Source organism: Acidovorax sp. A1169 (assembly GCF_030704685.1).
Lineage (GTDB): Bacteria > Pseudomonadota > Gammaproteobacteria > Burkholderiales > Burkholderiaceae_C > Acidovorax.
The window spans coordinates 239,054-253,517 of record NZ_JAUZDX010000001.1 but is presented as its reverse complement, the minus strand read 5'-3'; the positions used below and the strand labels follow the sequence as shown (position 1 = coordinate 253,517).

The 14,464-nt window shown below is 66.8% G+C and carries 19 protein-coding genes; 1 reads left to right on the top strand and 18 read right to left on the bottom strand.

The genetic code is table 11. The features are described from left to right. Window positions 1-16 precede the first annotated feature (16 nt). The 7 genes from hisA to QYL93_RS01110 all read right to left on the bottom strand — a co-directional run bounded on the left by hisA (window position 17) and on the right by QYL93_RS01110 (window position 5,463). Complete coding sequence (gene hisA, locus QYL93_RS01140) at window positions 17-757, bottom strand: 1-(5-phosphoribosyl)-5-[(5-phosphoribosylamino)methylideneamino]imidazole-4-carboxamide isomerase (RefSeq protein WP_057265164.1); 741 nt, start codon at window positions 755-757, stop codon at window positions 17-19. 63 nt (window positions 758-820) lie between these two features. Then, window positions 821-1,489, bottom strand: a complete 669-nt coding sequence (gene hisH / locus QYL93_RS01135; protein ID WP_305741936.1) for an imidazole glycerol phosphate synthase subunit HisH — start codon at window positions 1,487-1,489, stop codon at window positions 821-823. A 54-nt stretch (window positions 1,490-1,543) separates the two neighbouring features. Beyond that, window positions 1,544-2,179, bottom strand: coding sequence for an imidazoleglycerol-phosphate dehydratase HisB (gene hisB, locus QYL93_RS01130; protein WP_305741935.1), 636 nt, complete (start codon window positions 2,177-2,179; stop codon window positions 1,544-1,546). After that, window positions 2,176-3,288: a histidinol-phosphate transaminase gene (gene hisC, locus QYL93_RS01125; protein WP_305741934.1), complete on the bottom strand. Its 1,113-nt coding sequence runs from the start codon at window positions 3,286-3,288 to the stop codon at window positions 2,176-2,178. The genes hisB and hisC overlap by 4 nt, the downstream gene beginning before the upstream one ends. Further along, the gene (locus QYL93_RS01120; RefSeq protein ID WP_305741933.1) at window positions 3,285-3,740 is read right to left on the bottom strand and encodes a PIN domain-containing protein; all 456 of its coding nucleotides are present in this window, start codon (window positions 3,738-3,740) and stop codon (window positions 3,285-3,287) included. The genes hisC and QYL93_RS01120 overlap by 4 nt, the downstream gene beginning before the upstream one ends. Continuing rightward, the gene (locus QYL93_RS01115; RefSeq protein ID WP_179681935.1) at window positions 3,737-3,961 is read right to left on the bottom strand and encodes a CopG family transcriptional regulator; all 225 of its coding nucleotides are present in this window, start codon (window positions 3,959-3,961) and stop codon (window positions 3,737-3,739) included. The genes QYL93_RS01120 and QYL93_RS01115 overlap by 4 nt, the downstream gene beginning before the upstream one ends. A 50-nt stretch (window positions 3,962-4,011) precedes the next feature. Next, complete coding sequence (locus tag QYL93_RS01110) at window positions 4,012-5,463, bottom strand: PLP-dependent aminotransferase family protein (RefSeq protein ID WP_305741932.1); 1,452 nt, start codon at window positions 5,461-5,463, stop codon at window positions 4,012-4,014. 153 nt (window positions 5,464-5,616) lie between these two features. Between QYL93_RS01110 and QYL93_RS01105 the strand changes: the two genes are divergently transcribed. Next, window positions 5,617-6,000, top strand: coding sequence for a DUF2917 domain-containing protein (locus tag QYL93_RS01105; RefSeq protein WP_305741931.1), 384 nt, complete (start codon window positions 5,617-5,619; stop codon window positions 5,998-6,000). Window positions 6,001-6,010: 10 nt separating this feature from the next. Here QYL93_RS01105 and hisD read toward each other — a convergent pair whose 3' ends face one another. From hisD to mlaD, 11 genes are all read right to left on the bottom strand, one after another. Next, window positions 6,011-7,393: a histidinol dehydrogenase gene (gene hisD, locus QYL93_RS01100; RefSeq protein WP_305741930.1), complete on the bottom strand. Its 1,383-nt coding sequence runs from the start codon at window positions 7,391-7,393 to the stop codon at window positions 6,011-6,013. A 48-nt stretch (window positions 7,394-7,441) separates the two neighbouring features. After that, the gene (locus tag QYL93_RS01095; protein ID WP_305741929.1) at window positions 7,442-7,798 is read right to left on the bottom strand and encodes a hypothetical protein; all 357 of its coding nucleotides are present in this window, start codon (window positions 7,796-7,798) and stop codon (window positions 7,442-7,444) included. A gap of 126 nt (window positions 7,799-7,924) precedes the next feature. Then, on the bottom strand, window positions 7,925-8,569 hold the full coding sequence (gene hisG / locus QYL93_RS01090) for an ATP phosphoribosyltransferase (RefSeq protein WP_370876928.1): 645 nt from the start codon (window positions 8,567-8,569) through the stop codon (window positions 7,925-7,927). Between the two features lie 39 nt (window positions 8,570-8,608). Further along, a complete protein-coding gene (gene murA / locus QYL93_RS01085) occupies window positions 8,609-9,901 on the bottom strand; it encodes a UDP-N-acetylglucosamine 1-carboxyvinyltransferase (protein ID WP_305741928.1) in 1,293 nt (430 codons plus the stop codon). A gap of 47 nt (window positions 9,902-9,948) precedes the next feature. Next, window positions 9,949-10,191, bottom strand: a complete 243-nt coding sequence (locus QYL93_RS01080; RefSeq protein WP_305741927.1) for a BolA family protein — start codon at window positions 10,189-10,191, stop codon at window positions 9,949-9,951. A gap of 76 nt (window positions 10,192-10,267) precedes the next feature. Then, a complete protein-coding gene (locus QYL93_RS01075; RefSeq protein ID WP_057205075.1) occupies window positions 10,268-11,023 on the bottom strand; it encodes an ABC transporter permease in 756 nt (251 codons plus the stop codon). Beyond that, window positions 11,020-11,982 carry an ABC transporter ATP-binding protein gene (locus tag QYL93_RS01070; RefSeq protein WP_305741926.1) on the bottom strand — a complete coding sequence of 321 codons (963 nt, stop codon included), beginning with the start codon at window positions 11,980-11,982 and terminating at the stop codon, window positions 11,020-11,022. Before QYL93_RS01070 ends, QYL93_RS01075 begins: the two co-directional genes overlap by 4 nt. 68 nt (window positions 11,983-12,050) lie before the next feature. Then, the gene (locus QYL93_RS01065) at window positions 12,051-12,362 is read right to left on the bottom strand and encodes a lipid asymmetry maintenance protein MlaB (RefSeq protein ID WP_057205081.1); all 312 of its coding nucleotides are present in this window, start codon (window positions 12,360-12,362) and stop codon (window positions 12,051-12,053) included. Continuing rightward, window positions 12,343-12,990, bottom strand: coding sequence for a phospholipid-binding protein MlaC (locus QYL93_RS01060; RefSeq protein WP_305741925.1), 648 nt, complete (start codon window positions 12,988-12,990; stop codon window positions 12,343-12,345). The genes QYL93_RS01065 and QYL93_RS01060 overlap by 20 nt, the downstream gene beginning before the upstream one ends. A 123-nt stretch (window positions 12,991-13,113) precedes the next feature. Then, on the bottom strand, window positions 13,114-13,947 hold the full coding sequence (locus tag QYL93_RS01055) for a VacJ family lipoprotein (protein WP_370876924.1): 834 nt from the start codon (window positions 13,945-13,947) through the stop codon (window positions 13,114-13,116). Continuing rightward, window positions 13,944-14,432 (bottom strand): outer membrane lipid asymmetry maintenance protein MlaD, encoded by a 489-nt coding sequence (gene mlaD, locus QYL93_RS01050; RefSeq protein WP_057265185.1) that lies wholly within the window; start codon window positions 14,430-14,432, stop codon window positions 13,944-13,946. The genes QYL93_RS01055 and mlaD overlap by 4 nt, the downstream gene beginning before the upstream one ends. Window positions 14,433-14,464 lie beyond the last annotated feature (32 nt).

Genomic DNA, 14,464 nt, shown 5'->3' with positions numbered 1-14,464 from the left:
GGGCGCGCTTTACGCGTCAGCCATTGAGCTCATCGGCACGCGCCTGCGCTGCCGCGAAATCGAGGTCGCCGCTGTAGATGGCGCGCCCGCAGATCACGCCTTCCACGCCCTCGCCTTCGACGGCGCAGAGCTTCTCGATGTCGGCCATGTTCGACAGGCCGCCCGAGGCGATCACCGGAATGCTCAGCGACTGCGCGAGCTTGACGGTGGCTTCGATGTTGATGCCCGAGAGCATGCCGTCGCGGCCGATGTCGGTGTAGATGATGGACTCGACGCCCCAGTCCTCGAACTTCTTGGCCAGGTCCACCACCTCGTGGCCCGTGAGCTTGCTCCAGCCATCGGTGGCGACCTTGCCGTCCTTGGCATCGAGGCCGACGATGATGTGGCCGCCGAAGGCGCTGCAGGCGTCCTTGAGGAAGCCGGGGTTCTTCACCGCCGCCGTGCCGATGATCACATAGCGCAGGCCGCCGTCGATGTACTTTTCGATGGTGTCCAGGTCACGGATGCCGCCACCGAGCTGCACCGGGATGTCCTCGCCCACTTCCTGGAGGATGGACTTGATCGCGGTGAAGTTCTTGGGCACGCCGGCAAAGGCGCCGTTCAGGTCCACCAGGTGCAGACGGCGTGCGCCGGCCTCCAACCACTTGCGCGCCATGGCGGCAGGGTCTTCACCGAAGGTGGTGGATTGGTCCATGTCGCCTTGCTTGAGGCGTACGCAGTGGCCGTCCTTGAGGTCGATGGCGGGAATGAGCAGCATGGTGGGTTCGGGTGAAAAAGGGCGAGGCCGGGCTCGGCCCGAACAGGGTTGGAAAATAAAGACTCAGGGGTTCCAGTGCAGGAAATTGCGGTACAGCGCCAGGCCGTGCTCCGCACTTTTCTCGGGGTGGAACTGCGTGGCAAAAATATTATCGCGTGCAATCGCTGCGGCGATCACACCGCCGTAGTCGGCCTCGCCCGCGCAGTGCGCTGGATTCTGCGGCCGGGCATAGAAACTGTGCACAAAATAGAAGTAGCTGCCGTCAGGCACACCGGCCCATACCGGATGTGCCGCACCGCCGTGCGCCACCTGGCGCACCTGGTTCCAGCCCATCTGCGGCACCTTGAAACGGCTGCCATCCGGCTGGGTGCGGCCGGCGAGGTCGAACTTGCGCACCTCGCCAGGGATCAGCGACAGTCCGGGCGTGTCGCCCTCGGCGCTGTGGTCCAGCAGCATCTGCATGCCCACGCACACGCCGAACATCGGTTTGCTGGCAGCCGCTTCGAGCACCGACTGCTGCAGGCCCGAATCGCGCAACTCGCGCATGCAGTCGGGCATGGCTCCTTGCCCCGGCAGCACGATGCGCTGTGCGGCGCGCACCTCTTCAGGGCGCGAGGTGACGACCACGGTCCAGCCCGAGCCCTCTGCCGCAGCCTGCACGGCCTGCGACACCGAGCGCAGGTTGCCCATGCCGTAATCAACCACGGCGACGGTTTTTGCTTCCATATTCATAGCTATCGGCGCTTGGCGAAAAATCGGTAGCGGCCTTTTTTCAGCGTGTGGGAATCAGAGACTGCCCTTGGTGGACGGAATGGTGCCGGCGGCGCGCGGGTCGCGCGTGAGGGCCGAGCGCAGCGCGCGGGCAAAAGCCTTGAACACCGTTTCGCACTGGTGGTGCGCATTGATGCCCTTGAGGTTGTCGATGTGCAGCGTCACACCCGCGTGGTTCACGAAGCCCTGGAAGAATTCGTAGGTGAGCTGCGTGTCGAAGCCGCCGATGCTGCCCGCCGTGAACGGGATGTGCAGGTGCAGCCCGGGGCGGCCCGAGAAATCGACCACCACGCGGCTCAGCGCCTCGTCCAGCGGCACATAGGCATGGCCGTAGCGGGTGATGCCCTTCTTGTCGCCCACGGCGCGCGCGAAGGCTTGGCCCAGGGTGATGCCCACGTCTTCCACCGTGTGGTGGCCGTCGATGTGCAGGTCGCCGTCGCAGTCGACCTCCAGGTCGATCAGCCCGTGGCGGGCGATCTGTTCGAGCATGTGGTCGAAAAAGCCGATGCCGGTGTGCAGCTTGGCCTGGCCGGTGCCGTCGAGGTTGATGCGCACAGTGATGTGCGTCTCGGCGGTGTTGCGGCTGACCTCGGCGGTGCGGTCGGCCTGGGGATCGGTCGAGGCGGAGGTTACGAGTGCAGAAGAAGTCATAGGGAGGCTTGGAGCGCAGCAAGCATCTGCGCGTTGTCGTCGGCGTTGCCCACCGTGAGGCGCAGGCAGTTCACCAGCATGGGGTGCATTGTAGAAACGTTCTTGACGAGGACCTTGCGCTTTTTCATGCCCTCGCAGGTTGTGGCGGAATCGGCCACACGCACAAGCACCATGTTGGCCTCGCTGTCCCAGCACTTTTCGATGCCCGGCAGGGCCTTGAGGGCCTGCACCAGCAGTGTGCGCTGGGCGCGCAGCTCGGCCGCCTGGTCGGCGAACACATCGGCATGCTCCAGCGCGAACAGCGCTGCCTCGCAGTTGAGCACGCTCACGTTGTAGGGCGGGCGCACCTTGTCGATCTCGGTGGTCACGGCCGCCGGCGCGATGAGGTAGCCCAGGCGCACCCCGGCCAGGCCGAACTTGCTGAGCGTGCGCATGAGCAGCACATGGGCGTTGCGCGCCGGTTCGGCGCGCATGCGGTCGATCCAGGTGCGGCTGGCGAAGGGCTGGTAGGCCTCGTCCATCACCACAAAACCGCCCTGCGCGCCCACGGCGTCGATGATGCGCTGCACCGCGCCCTCATCCCACAGCGTGGCCGTGGGGTTGTTGGGGTATGCGATGTAGGTGATGGACGGGCGGTGCTGGGCAATGGCGGCCAGCATGGCGGGCTCGTCGAGCTCGAAATCGGGCGTGAGCGGCACGCCCACGAAATCCAGGCCCTGCAGCTGTGCGCTCAGCGGGTACATCACAAAGCCGGGCATGGGCGCCAGCATGGTGGCGCGCTCGCCCGGCTGGGCGCAGGCCAGGGCCAGCAGGGTGATGAGCTCGTCCGAGCCGTTGCCCAGCACGATGCCATGGCCCTCGGGCATGCCGGCGTACTTCGCCAGCGCGGCCTTCAGGTCGTTCAGACGCTCGCCGGGGTAGCGGTTCAGCGCCAGCGCGCCCAGGCGCTGGCCCAGCGCGGCCTGCAGGTGGGCCGGCAGGCGAAACGGGTTCTCCATCGCATCCATCTTGAGCATGCCGGTGGACGGCTGCACGCCATAGGCGTGCATGGCGCGAACGTCGGCACGGATGCGGTTCAGGGCGGCCAAGGGCGGGGCAATGGTGGTCATTCTGCGGTATCCAGGTCGTGGGGGGCGACAAGAAAGGGGTTGATGCAGCGCACAGCGTCCAGCACTTGGTCGTGCGGCAGGGCTTCGGTGAGCAGGTAGCGGCAGCCCTGCTGGTGGGCCGAGGAGACGATGAGCGCATCCCAGTAGCCCAGACCGTAGCGGTCCTGCAGGTCCCAGGCGCCGTCCACGGTGTAGGCATCGAGGTGCGGCGGCAGCCACACGCGCAGGCGGCGCACCTGGGCGCGCACCAGCGGCACAGTGCGCGGACCCTCGAAGCGCTGGATGGCCTGGTTGTACAGCTCGTTGAGCACCTGCGAGCTGATGCGGCCGCTGCGCGTCTGCCAGCAGAAGCCGAGCCACTCGCGGGCTTGCGCCTGGCGCGCCGGGTCGCGGTCGTCCACGCTGGCGAGCAGCAACTCGGTGTCGACAAAGAGAGGGACGGTGGTACTCATCGCTTGAACAGAATCTCGCGCGGCACATAGGGGCCACTCGAGGCCCCCCAGCTCTCGAATCCCAGCGCCTCGCGCATGGCCTGGGCATAGGCATCTTCCTGGCGCATCTTCTCGGCCAGCCACTCACCCACCAGGCGCGACACGCTGCTGCCGCGCTTGGCGGCTTCGATGCGCACCCATTCGGCGGCGGCGTCGTCCATGGTGATGGTGACGTTTTTCATGGGAGCAATATTACACGAACTTCGTGTTCCACGAAGTTCGTGTGAAAAATTCAGGCTACTTTACGGCCGCTGGCCTCCAGCACGCGGCAGGCCATCTCGCCCACGGTGCGCAGGGCCACCAGATGCGCAGGGGTCCAGTCGCCGCCCACGCCGATGCGCAGGCAGTTGCGAAAACGCCCGCTGGCGCTGAACACGGTGCCGGGCGCAATCAGGATGTGCTCGGCCAGGCAGGCCTCGTGCAGCTGCACCGAGTCGAGCGCGCGAGGCAGCTCCACCCACAGCAGCATGCCGCCGGGCGGGTCGCTGACCCGCGTACCCGGTGGAAAGTGCGCGCCGATGGTGTGGCGCACCTCGTCGAGCCGGGCCGCCGCGGCCGCGCGCAGCTGGCGCATGGCGGCCGCATGGCCACTCTGGTTGATGAGGTCGGCCAGCGCCAGCTCCAGCACGGCCGACTGACCACCGGCCTGCATGTCCTTGATGCTGCGCAGCTGCTCCGTCCAGCGCCCGGCCTCGACCCAGCCCAGGCGCAGGCCGGGGGCCAGCGTCTTGGAGAACGAGTCGCAGAGCATCACATGGCCTGTGGTGTCGTAGGACTTGACGGTGCGGCGCATCTCGTCCGACTCGGCCAGGTCGGCGTAGATCGCGTCCTCGATCACCGCCATGCCGTGGCGCGAGGCCATCTGCGCCAAGCGCCGGCGCTCGGGCTGGGGCATGCAACTGCCCAGCGGGTTGCTCAACGTGGGCACCACCATCAGGGCCTTCACGGGCTGGGTATCGAGCGCCAGCTGCAGCGCATCGAGCGAGATGCCGTGGCGCGGGTGGGTGGGGATCTCCAGCGCCTTGAGGTGCAGGCCCTGCAGCACTTCGAGGAAGGAGAAATGCGTAGGCGACTCCAGTGCCACCACGTCGCCCGGCTGGGTGACGGCGCGCAGGCACAGGGCGATGCTGTCCATGCAGCCGCCAGTGATCACGATGTTCTCGGGGTCCAGGCTGCAGCCCAGGCCCACCGCATAACGCGCCAGGGCGCGCCGCGCCTCGTCCTGCCCGGCGGAGGACGGGTAGGTGCACAGCAGCTGGCGGTTGCGCTGCACGGATCGCACCACGGCGCGGCGCACGCGGTCGGGGTTGAGCATGTCGGGCCCCGGCGTACCGCTGCTGAAGGAGAGCATGTCCACCGGCTGGGCACGGCCCATGATGCGCTGGCCCAGCCAGTCCACCGACACTTCGCGCGGGCGGCGCAGCGGGCGTGGGGTGGTGGGCTCGGGCAGGTTGACCGGGCGCGCCGCCACAAAGAAGCCGGAGCGCGGACGGGCCGTGATCAGCCGCGCATCCTCCAGCCAGTGATAGGCCTGCACCACCGTGCTCTGGGCCACGCCGCGCTGGCGCGCCAGTTCGCGCACCGAGGGCATCTTCTCGCCACGCGCCAGGGTGCCGTTGCGCACCAGCTCGGCCAGCTGGGCCGCGATCTGCAGGTAGAGGGGGGTGGTTTCCACGGCGTCCATGGTTTCATTCTGTACTGGCATGGCCAGCGGTGACCAGTACAGATTGACCCCAGTCAATACGACACAGAGCCCCGCAGCGGGGGATCTGTACTGCACCAGCTCGCGCCGTGCTGTGGCTGGTGGCCCAGGGCGCGGGCGCGCACAGTGCAAGGCATGAACTCACTGCACACCCCCTCCCCCGCTTTGCCCACTGTCCCACCGCTGCGGCCACAGGCCCTGGCGCTGCAGTGGAACCGCCAACCCTTGCCGCCTCTGCAGGCCGTGCAGGCGCTCGAATTCCGCCTGGGCGAAACCGGCCTGCTCGAAGTCGAGCAGGGCCGGGTCTGGGTCACCTGCGATGGTCTGCTGGAGGACTACTTCCTCGATGCCGGCCAGCGCCTGTCGTTCGCAGGGCCAGTGCGGCTGCGCGTGAGCGCCGAGGGTAGCCGACCGGCGCGCCTGAGCTGGGCGCGGCACCGGAATTCGGATGTGTCGGACCGCTCAGCGGCGGCCGATGTGCCCGCGCCGGGCGCGCCTATCCGCTTGCAGGCGGCCTGAATGAAGGGTATCAGCCCCGGGCTGGCGGCACGGGCTTGAGCCGCAGCTCGGCAGCGCGCGCATGGGCCTGCAGGCCTTCGCCATAGGCGAGTTCGGCCGCAATGGTGCCCAGGGCCTGGGCGCCGGCCTCGCTCACCTCGATGAGGCTGCTGCGCTTTTGGAAGTCGTAGACGCCCAGGGGCGAACTGAAGCGTGCCGTGCCGCTGGTGGGCAGCACGTGGTTGGGGCCGGCGCAGTAGTCGCCCAGGCTTTCGCTGGTGTAGGCCCCGAGGAAGATGGCACCCGCATGGCGCAGCAGCGGCTCCCAGCGGTGCGGCTCGTTGCTGCTCACCTCCAGATGCTCGGGGGCGATGCGGTTGCTGATGGCGCAGGCCTCTTCCATGCTGCGCGTGTGGATCAGGGCGCCACGGCCGTTCAGGCTCTTGGCGATGATCTCGGCGCGGGGCATGGTGGGCAGCAGGCGGTCGATGGCCTCCTGCACGGCGTCGATGTAGGCGGCGTCGGGGCACAGCAGGATGCTCTGCGCCAGCTCGTCGTGCTCGGCCTGGGAGAACAGGTCCATCGCCACCCAGTCGGCCGGGGTGCTGCCGTCGGCCAGCACCAGGATTTCGCTGGGGCCGGCGATCATGTCGATGCCCACCGTGCCGAACACGCGCTTCTTGGCGCTGGCCACGTAGGCGTTGCCCGGGCCGGTGATCTTGTCGACCTTGGGCACGGTGTCGGTGCCATACGCCAGCGCGGCCACGGCCTGCGCCCCGCCGATGGTGAAGGCGCGCGTCACGCCGGCCACGTAGGCAGCGGCCAGCACCAGCTCATTGCGCTCGCCCTTGGTGGACGCCAGCTGCGCGCCCGAGCCCCCGGTGGCGACGCTGCCGCGCACGGGCGTGGGCACCACCATGATGATCTCCTGCACGCCGGCCACATGGGCGGGGATGGCGTTCATGAGCAGGCTCGACGGGTAGGCCGCCTTGCCGCCGGGCACGTAGATGCCCACGCGGTCGAGCGGGGTGACCTTCTGGCCCAGCAGGGTGCCGTCCTCGTCGCGGTAGCTCCAGCTCTCGCCCGAGGCCTTCTTCTGCGCCTCGTGGTAGCTGCGCACGCGCCTGGCGGCGGCCTGCAGGGCATCGCGCTGGGCCGCGGGGATGGCGTCGAACGCGGCCTTGAAATCTGCCTGCGTGAGCTCAAGCCCGGCCATGGATTCGGCAGCCAGCCCGTCGAAGCGGGCTGTGTAGTCGAGCACAGCGGCATCGCCGCGTTCCTGCACGTCGGCCAGAATGTCAGCCACGCGCTGCTCAATGGCCGCGTCGGTGTCGGCAGACCAATGCAGGCGCTCATGAAAGGCTGTTTCAAAATCGGCACTGTCGGTACGCAGGCGAACGGGCGTGGCTTTCATGGCTTTTTCTATCGCAGTGTGAAGACGGGAAGGCCCAAGCGTAAGCGCTTATTCGGTCTCTGCCGAAACCTCGCGCGTCTTGCGGTTGTATTTGAGCGTGATCTTGTCCAGCTCGCACAGGTTCAGGCCTTCCCACTCGATTTCCGAGGAGTCATCGGCGAAGACCACCTTGATGTCCTGCTCACAGTGCTTGGTGTCGCCAAAGCGGAATTTGCGTGCGGCACCATTGGCCAACTGGTTGCGGCCCAGGCGGTCCGAACCCCAGTTGTCCATCTTGGTTGGCGAGATGTAGACCTCATTGAGGGCGTAGCCCGTGCGGTTGACCAGGGTGAAGTCTGCATCGGCGGCAAAAGAAACCGTACAGCACAGTGCAAGCAAACCCAGCACCATCGACTTTTTGAACATGAAATCCCCAGAAATTAGATACAAAAGATGCACCTGGAAACAATTTTCCGGGCGCAGCCGGATTTTGCCGTGTGTTGGGGTTTCTGGGTAGCTCAGAAAGTCAGCAGGCCGGAGGGGGGTGCCGCATCAAGAGCGCGCTGCCGTGGCTGCGGCAAATGCATCGATGATGCGCCGCAGCGGCGCCTGCTTGAGCTTGAGCGCGGCCTGGTTGACGACCAGGTAGGAGCTGATGTCCATGATGCGCTCGACCTCCACGAGGTGGTTGGCCTTCAGAGTATTGCCCGTGGACACCAGGTCGACGATGGCGTCGGACAGGCCGATCAGCGGGGCCAGCTCCATGCTGCCGTAGAGCTTGACCATGTCCACGTGCACACCCTTGGTGGCGAAGAAGTCGCGCGCAATGGAGGTGTACTTGGTGGCCACCTTCAGGCGCGAGCCCTGCTTGACGGCGCGCTCGTAATCGAAGTCGTTGCGCACGGCCACGCTCACGCGGCACTTGGCGATCTGCAGGTCCAGCGGCTGGTACAGGCCCTGGCCGCCGTGCTCGATCAGGGTGTCCTTGCCGGTCACGCCGATGTCGGCACCGCCGTACTCCACGTAGGTGGGCACGTCGGTGGCGCGCACCAGCACCACGCGCACGTCGGGCTGGTTGGTCGGCAGGATGAGCTTGCGCGACTTTTCGGGGTCTTCGAGCACCTCGATGCCGGCCGCGGCCAGGAGCGGCAGGGTTTCGTCGAAAATGCGGCCCTTGGACAGGGCGAGGGTGATCATGGTCATAGGGGTTCTTTGAAGAGGGGTGGGCTCACCCTGTCAGGCCATGCGCTCGATGTCGGCGCCGATGCCGCGCAGCTTGGCTTCCATGCAATCGTAGCCACGGTCCAGATGGTAGATGCGGTCCACCACGGTCTCGCCATCGGCCACCAGACCGGCAATCACGAGGCTGGCAGACGCACGCAGGTCGGTGGCCATCACGGTGGCACCCGACAGGGGCGGATTCGCGGCCTCGGCGTTGCCCAGTCCCTCGATCACGGCCACCTTGCCATCGGTCTGGATGCGGGCGCCCAGGCGAACCAGCTCGTCCACGTGCATGAAGCGGTTCTCGAAAATGGTCTCGGTCACCGTGGAGGTGCCCTGCGCCACGCAGTTGAGGGCCATGAACTGGGCCTGCATGTCGGTGGGGAACCCGGGGTACTCGGTGGTGCGGAAACCCTGGGCGCGCAGCTTGCCGGCGCCGGGGCTCTGCACGCGGATGCCACCGTCCACAGCCTGCACCTGCACGCCGGCCTCGCGCAGCTTGTCGATCACCGTGTCCAGGTGATCAGCGCGGCCATGGCGCAGCAGCACGTCGCCGCCGGTGGCCGCCACCGCACACAGGAAGGTGCCGGCCTCGATGCGGTCGGCCACCACACGGTGCGTGCAGCCGTGCAGGCGCTCCACGCCCTGGATGCGGATGCGGCTGGTGCCGTGGCCCTCGATCTTCGCGCCCATGGCGATCAGCATCTCGGCCAGGTCGGTGATCTCGGGCTCCTGCGCGGCGTTTTCCAGCACCGTTTCGCCCTCGGCCAGCGACGCGGCCATGAGGAAGTTCTCGGTGCCGGTCACGGTGACCATGTCGGTGGTGATGCGCGCGCCCTTCAGGCGCGTGGCGCCGGCGGGCAGCTTGGCGATCATGTAGCCGTGCTCGACCACGATCCCGGCACCCATGGTGGCCAGGCCCTTGATGTGCTGGTCCACCGGGCGCGAGCCGATGGCGCAGCCGCCGGGCAGCGACACCGTGGCCTCGCCGAAACGCGCCAGCAGCGGGCCCAGGGCCAGAACCGAGGCACGCATGGTCTTGACCAGCTCGTACGGGGCCTCGGGCGTGTTCAGGCCGCTCGCGTCGATGCGCACCGTGCCGTCAGGGCTGCGCTCTGCCGCCACGCCCATGTTGCGGATCAGGGTGAGCATGGTGCTCACGTCCTGCAGCTGCGGCACGTTGAGCAGGGTGACGGGATCTGCCGTGAGCAGCGCGGCGCACAGTTCGGGCAGCGCGGCGTTCTTGGCGCCGGAGACCAGCACCTCGCCCTGCAGGGTGCGGCCACCACGGATGAGGAGTTTGTCCATCACGAAACCAGTGAAAAAGTAGTTGGAAGTGCAGGGGTTGCAGCCGATCAGCGCGGCTGCGCCGCCCATTCGGCGGGTGTGAAGGTCTTCATGGACAGGGCGTGCACTTCGTCTGTCTGCATGCGCGAGCCCAGCGTGGCGTACACGCGCTGGTGGCGCTGGATGAGGCGCTTGCCCTCGAACTCGGCCGAGACGATGGTGGCGTACCAGTGGCGGCCATCGCCCTGCAGGTCGATGTGCTCGCAGGCCAGTCCGGCGGCGATGAGGTCTTTGAGTTGGTCGGCGGTCATGGGTGGGGCGTGGTTGTCTGCATCCGGGGCGGGCGGCAAGGGTACCGCGAACCGCTCCCGGGCGGTTCAATATCGGTCAATGGCGGATCTTGTAGCCGGTGCGCAGCAGGTGCACGGCCAGCCAGCTGACCGCGAGCCAGGCCACGCCCACGATACCGAGGCTGAGCCAGGGCGAGGTGTCGCTCTGGCCGAAGAAACCGTAGCGGAAACCGTCGATCATGTAGAAGAACGGGTTCAGGTGGCTCACGGTCTGCCAGAACGGCGGCAGGGACTGGATGGAGTAGAACACGCCGGACAGGAAGGTCATCGGCACGATCACGAAGTTCTGGAACGCGGCCATCTGGTCGAACTTGTCGGCCCACAGCCCGGCGATGAGCCCCAGCGTGGCCAGAAGGCCCGCCCCCAGAACGGCAAATGCAATGATCCACAACGGCGCTGCGAACTCCGGTCGCGCGAAGGCGACGGTGACGATGAACACCCCCAGCCCCACGGCCAGCCCGCGCACGATGGAGGAGCCCACGTAGGCCACGAACCAGGCCCAGTGCGACAGGGGCGTGAGCAGCACGAACACCAGGCTGCCCATGATCTTGCTCTGGATCAGGCTCGACGAGCTGTTGGCGAAGGCGTTCTGCAGCACGCTCATCATCACCAGGCCAGGCACCAGGAAGGCGGTGTAGCTGATGCGGTCGTAGACCTTCACATGGTCTTCGAGCACATGGCCAAAGATCAGCAGGTAGAGCACGGCGGTGAGCACCGGCGCGGCCACGGTCTGGAAGCCCACCTTCCAGAAGCGCAGCAGTTCCTTGTAGAACAGGGTTTGCCAGCCGGTCATGCGTGGGCTCCCAGGGCTGCGGGAGCTGCAGAGGCCGCAGGCAGCGGGTGGGAGGCGGAGGTGCCGGCCATCACCTGCAGGAACACGTCCTCCAGGTCGGGGCGGCGGATCTCCATGTCATGCACCTCCACACCCGCCACGCGCAGCGCGGCCAGGTGCTCTTCGATCTCGCGCGCGTCGTGCGCCGGCATCTGCACGATCCGGCCGGTGACGCGCGCCAGGCGCGCGAGCGCAGGCGGCAGGGCCACATCGGCCTTGAACTGCAGCACATTGCCCGAGGCGGCCTTGAGCAGTTCGCTGGTATCGGCCAGGGCCACCACCTGCCCGGTCTTGAGCATGGCAATGCGGTTGCACAGGGCCTCGGCCTCTTCGAGGTAGTGCGTGGTGAGCAGCACGGTGTGCCCTTCCTTGTTCAGGCGGGCGATGAACTGCCACAGGGTCTGGCGCAGCTCCACGTCCACCCCGGCGGTGGGCTCGTCGAGCACGATGATGGGCGGCTTGTGCACCAGGGCCTGGGCCACGAGCACGCGGCGCTTCATGCCGCCCGACAGCTGGCGCATGTTGGCGTTGGCCTTGTCCGTGAGGCCCAGGTGGTGCAGCAGTTCGTCGATCCAGGCGTCGTTGTTCTTGACACCGAAGTAGCCGGACTGGATGCGCAGCGCCTCGCGCACGTTGAAGAAGGGGTCGAACACCAGCTCCTGCGGCACCACGCCCAGCTTGCGCCGGGCCTCGGCGAACTGCGCCTGCACGTCACTGCCCTGCACCAGCACACGGCCGCTGCTGGGCCGGGCCAGGCCGGCGAGGATGCTGATGAGAGTGGTCTTGCCGGCACCATTGGGGCCGAGGAGTCCGAAGAACTCCCCTTCCTCGATGTCCAGGCTGACCTGGTTGAGTGCCTGGAAAGGGCCTTTGGGCGTATCAAAGGTCTTGGAAACGGCTTGGAATGAGACTGCGGGCATGAGCCGCTGATTTTAAGGCCTGGTGCACAAACCTGCTGTGCCGGCCCCGTTAGCCCCCGCCAGATGGGTCAGGCTGCAGGCAGCAGATCTGCAACGCCGTACAGCCCGGCCATGCTCGTCAGCGCTGCGGGCAGTCCCTGCACGGCAAAGGTCTTGCGGTCGGAGAGCGCCTCGCGCCGGCATTCGAGCAGCACCGCCAGCGCGGAGGTGTCGAACACGGACAGCGCCTGGGCATCCACCACCACGCCCGGCTCCTTGTGCACCTTCAGGCCCTGCAGCAGCATGCGCAGGCACGCCGGTGCCTGGCGGTGCGTCAGCTCCTGCGGAAGGACCAGGACAGGCACGGTGGAAGGCCCTGTGTCAGCCCTTGGTGCCGGCATTGGATTTGTTGCGCGCTTCCAGCGAGGCAATCAGGCCATCCACGCCCTTGGCGTTGATTTCCTGCGCGAACTGGCCCTTGTAGGTTTCCACCAGCCACACGCCGAGCACGTTGAGGTTGTAGATCTTCCAGCCGGCGCCATCGCCCGGGGTCTTCTCCAGACGGTAGTCGAGCTGGATCGGGTCGCCGCGGCCCACGATCTCGGTGCGCACCAACACGTCCTTGTCGGCCGGATCGGCGCGCAGCGGCTTGACCATGATGGTCTGGTCGTTGACCTGGGCCAGTGCGCCCGCGTAAGTGCGCACCAGCAGGATCTTGAATTCGTCCTGGAGGCGCTTTTGCTGCTCGGGCGTGGCCTGCCGCCAGCCGGGGCCCACGGCGGCAGCGGTCATGCGGCGGAAGTTCACGTTGGGCATCACCGTCTTGTCCACGAGCGTGATCACCTTGCCGATGTCGCCGCCCTGGATGGACTTGTCGGCCTTGACCGTGTTGAGCACATCGGTGGACAGGCGCTTGATCAGGGCGTCGGGTGCTTCGTCGGCGGCCAGGGCCGACAGGGGCAGGCCCAGCGTTGCGGTGGCCGCCAGGGCCAGGGCGATATGGCCCACGAGTCGTCGATTCATCATCATGTCATCTGCTTTCATTGGGGCGGGCAAGGCACCCTTGATTTCATTGTGGGCCCGAGGGGCCATCCATATGCTTCGGCCAGGTTGCGGTTTGCAAGCAAGTGCAACACCCACCCAGCGGGAAAATCAGCGCTTCCTGGCGTCTGCAGGGGGCTCCTCGGGCAGCATGCCGTCCTTGGAGTCCTGGGCACCATCATCCTTGTCCTTGTCGTACGGCGCCTCGCCGGCCTGGCTGCGCACCTGCAGGAACACGTCGCGGGTGAAGCTGTACTTGTCGAGCGCGGCGCTGTCGAGCACGGAACCCGCACGCAGCAGGTTGGCACGCACATCCACCGCGCGCAAGGCATACAGCGAATTGCGGGCCGAGGTCGGGTCCACGTAGCGCACGGGGTTGCCCATCATGTCGACCGGCAGGGCAAAGGTATCGCGCACCGTAGAGGGCCCGAGAATGGGCAGCACCACATAGGGACCGGTGTCCACGCCCCAGCGGCCCAGCGTGAGGCCGAAGTCCTGGCGGTAACGGTCGATGCCCAGCTCGCTGGCGACATCCAGCACGCCACCCAGGCCGAGAAAGGTGTTCACGTTCACGCGCATGAAGCTGGAAGCGGCACCTTCGAGCCGGAACTGCAGCACGTTGTTCACGAAGGACCAGACGTCGGTCAGGTTGGCGAAGAAGTTGCTCACCCCGGTGCGCACCGGAGCGGGCGTGACTTCCTTGTAGGCCGTGGCCACGGGCTTGAGCAAGATGGCATCGACCTGCTCGTTGAACTTGGTGACGCCGCGGTTGTAGGGCTCCAGCGGGTCGCGCGGATCGTTGCGGGGGCCGCTCGCGCAGCCGACCAGCAAGGCGAGCCCCAGCACGGCCACCAGGGCTCGGCCGGTGCGCCGCAGCATTGCAGCGCCATCTGCGGGATGGCTTTCATCGTCGCGGGCCGTGCCCGCTTGCGTCCTGTTCATCATTTTTTGCTACCTGCCCCTGCGGGCTTACTGCCGTCTTCGGCTTTGCTGTAAAGAAATTGTCCAATCAGGTTTTCCAGCACCACGGCGGACTGCGTGGCGGTGATCATGTCGCCCGCCGCGAGGTTCTTCTCGTCGCCGCCGGCCTCGATGCCAATGTACTGCTCGCCCAGCAGGCCGCTGGTGAGGATCTTGAGCGAGCTGTCCTTGGGGAACGCATAGCGGTCCTGCATGGCCAGCGTGACGCGCGCCTGGTAGGTCTTGTCATCGAAGGCGATGGACTCGACCCGGCCCACGACCACGCCGGCGCTGCGCACGGCCGCCTGGGGCTTGAGGCCCCCAATGTTGTCAAAGCGCGCGGTGAGCTGGTAGCCGCGCTGGAAATTGAGGGTCAGCAGGTTGGCAGATTGCAGGGCCAGGAACACCAGCGCCGCAATGCCCAGCATCACGAACAGGCCTACCCAGACATCATTCTTGGAGCGTTGCATCGTTAAGGTCTCTTTTCTTCATCTGCCGGTCT

Bases quoted from the DNA above. Each gene is read 5' to 3' on its own strand.
- QYL93_RS01075 (WP_057205075.1), bottom strand. From the start codon at position 11,023: ATGACCGGCTGGCAAACCCTGTTCTACAAGGAACTGCTGCGCTTCTGG.
- QYL93_RS01080 (WP_305741927.1), bottom strand. From the start codon at position 10,191: ATGACCGCCGACCAACTCAAAGACCTCATCGCCGCCGGACTGGCCTGC.
- hisB (WP_305741935.1), bottom strand. From the start codon at position 2,179: ATGACTTCTTCTGCACTCGTAACCTCCGCCTCGACCGATCCCCAGGCC.
- QYL93_RS01115 (WP_179681935.1), bottom strand. From the start codon at position 3,961: ATGAAAAACGTCACCATCACCATGGACGACGCCGCCGCCGAATGGGTG.
- hisA (WP_057265164.1), bottom strand. From the start codon at position 757: ATGCTGCTCATTCCCGCCATCGACCTCAAGGACGGCCACTGCGTACGC.
- QYL93_RS01055 (WP_370876924.1), bottom strand. From the start codon at position 13,947: ATGATGAACAGGACGCAAGCGGGCACGGCCCGCGACGATGAAAGCCAT.
- hisC (WP_305741934.1), bottom strand. From the start codon at position 3,288: ATGACCACCATTGCCCCGCCCTTGGCCGCCCTGAACCGCATCCGTGCC.
- QYL93_RS01095 (WP_305741929.1), bottom strand. From the start codon at position 7,798: ATGTTCAAAAAGTCGATGGTGCTGGGTTTGCTTGCACTGTGCTGTACG.
- QYL93_RS01065 (WP_057205081.1), bottom strand. From the start codon at position 12,362: ATGCCGGCACCAAGGGCTGACACAGGGCCTTCCACCGTGCCTGTCCTG.
- mlaD (WP_057265185.1), bottom strand. From the start codon at position 14,432: ATGCAACGCTCCAAGAATGATGTCTGGGTAGGCCTGTTCGTGATGCTG.
- QYL93_RS01120 (WP_305741933.1), bottom strand. From the start codon at position 3,740: ATGAGTACCACCGTCCCTCTCTTTGTCGACACCGAGTTGCTGCTCGCC.
- hisH (WP_305741936.1), bottom strand. From the start codon at position 1,489: ATGAATATGGAAGCAAAAACCGTCGCCGTGGTTGATTACGGCATGGGC.
- hisD (WP_305741930.1), bottom strand. From the start codon at position 7,393: ATGAAAGCCACGCCCGTTCGCCTGCGTACCGACAGTGCCGATTTTGAA.
- QYL93_RS01105 (WP_305741931.1), top strand. From the start codon at position 5,617: ATGAACTCACTGCACACCCCCTCCCCCGCTTTGCCCACTGTCCCACCG.
- hisG (WP_370876928.1), bottom strand. From the start codon at position 8,569: ATGATCACCCTCGCCCTGTCCAAGGGCCGCATTTTCGACGAAACCCTG.
- QYL93_RS01060 (WP_305741925.1), bottom strand. From the start codon at position 12,990: ATGATGATGAATCGACGACTCGTGGGCCATATCGCCCTGGCCCTGGCG.
- QYL93_RS01070 (WP_305741926.1), bottom strand. From the start codon at position 11,982: ATGCCCGCAGTCTCATTCCAAGCCGTTTCCAAGACCTTTGATACGCCC.
- QYL93_RS01110 (WP_305741932.1), bottom strand. From the start codon at position 5,463: ATGGACGCCGTGGAAACCACCCCCCTCTACCTGCAGATCGCGGCCCAG.
- murA (WP_305741928.1), bottom strand. From the start codon at position 9,901: ATGGACAAACTCCTCATCCGTGGTGGCCGCACCCTGCAGGGCGAGGTG.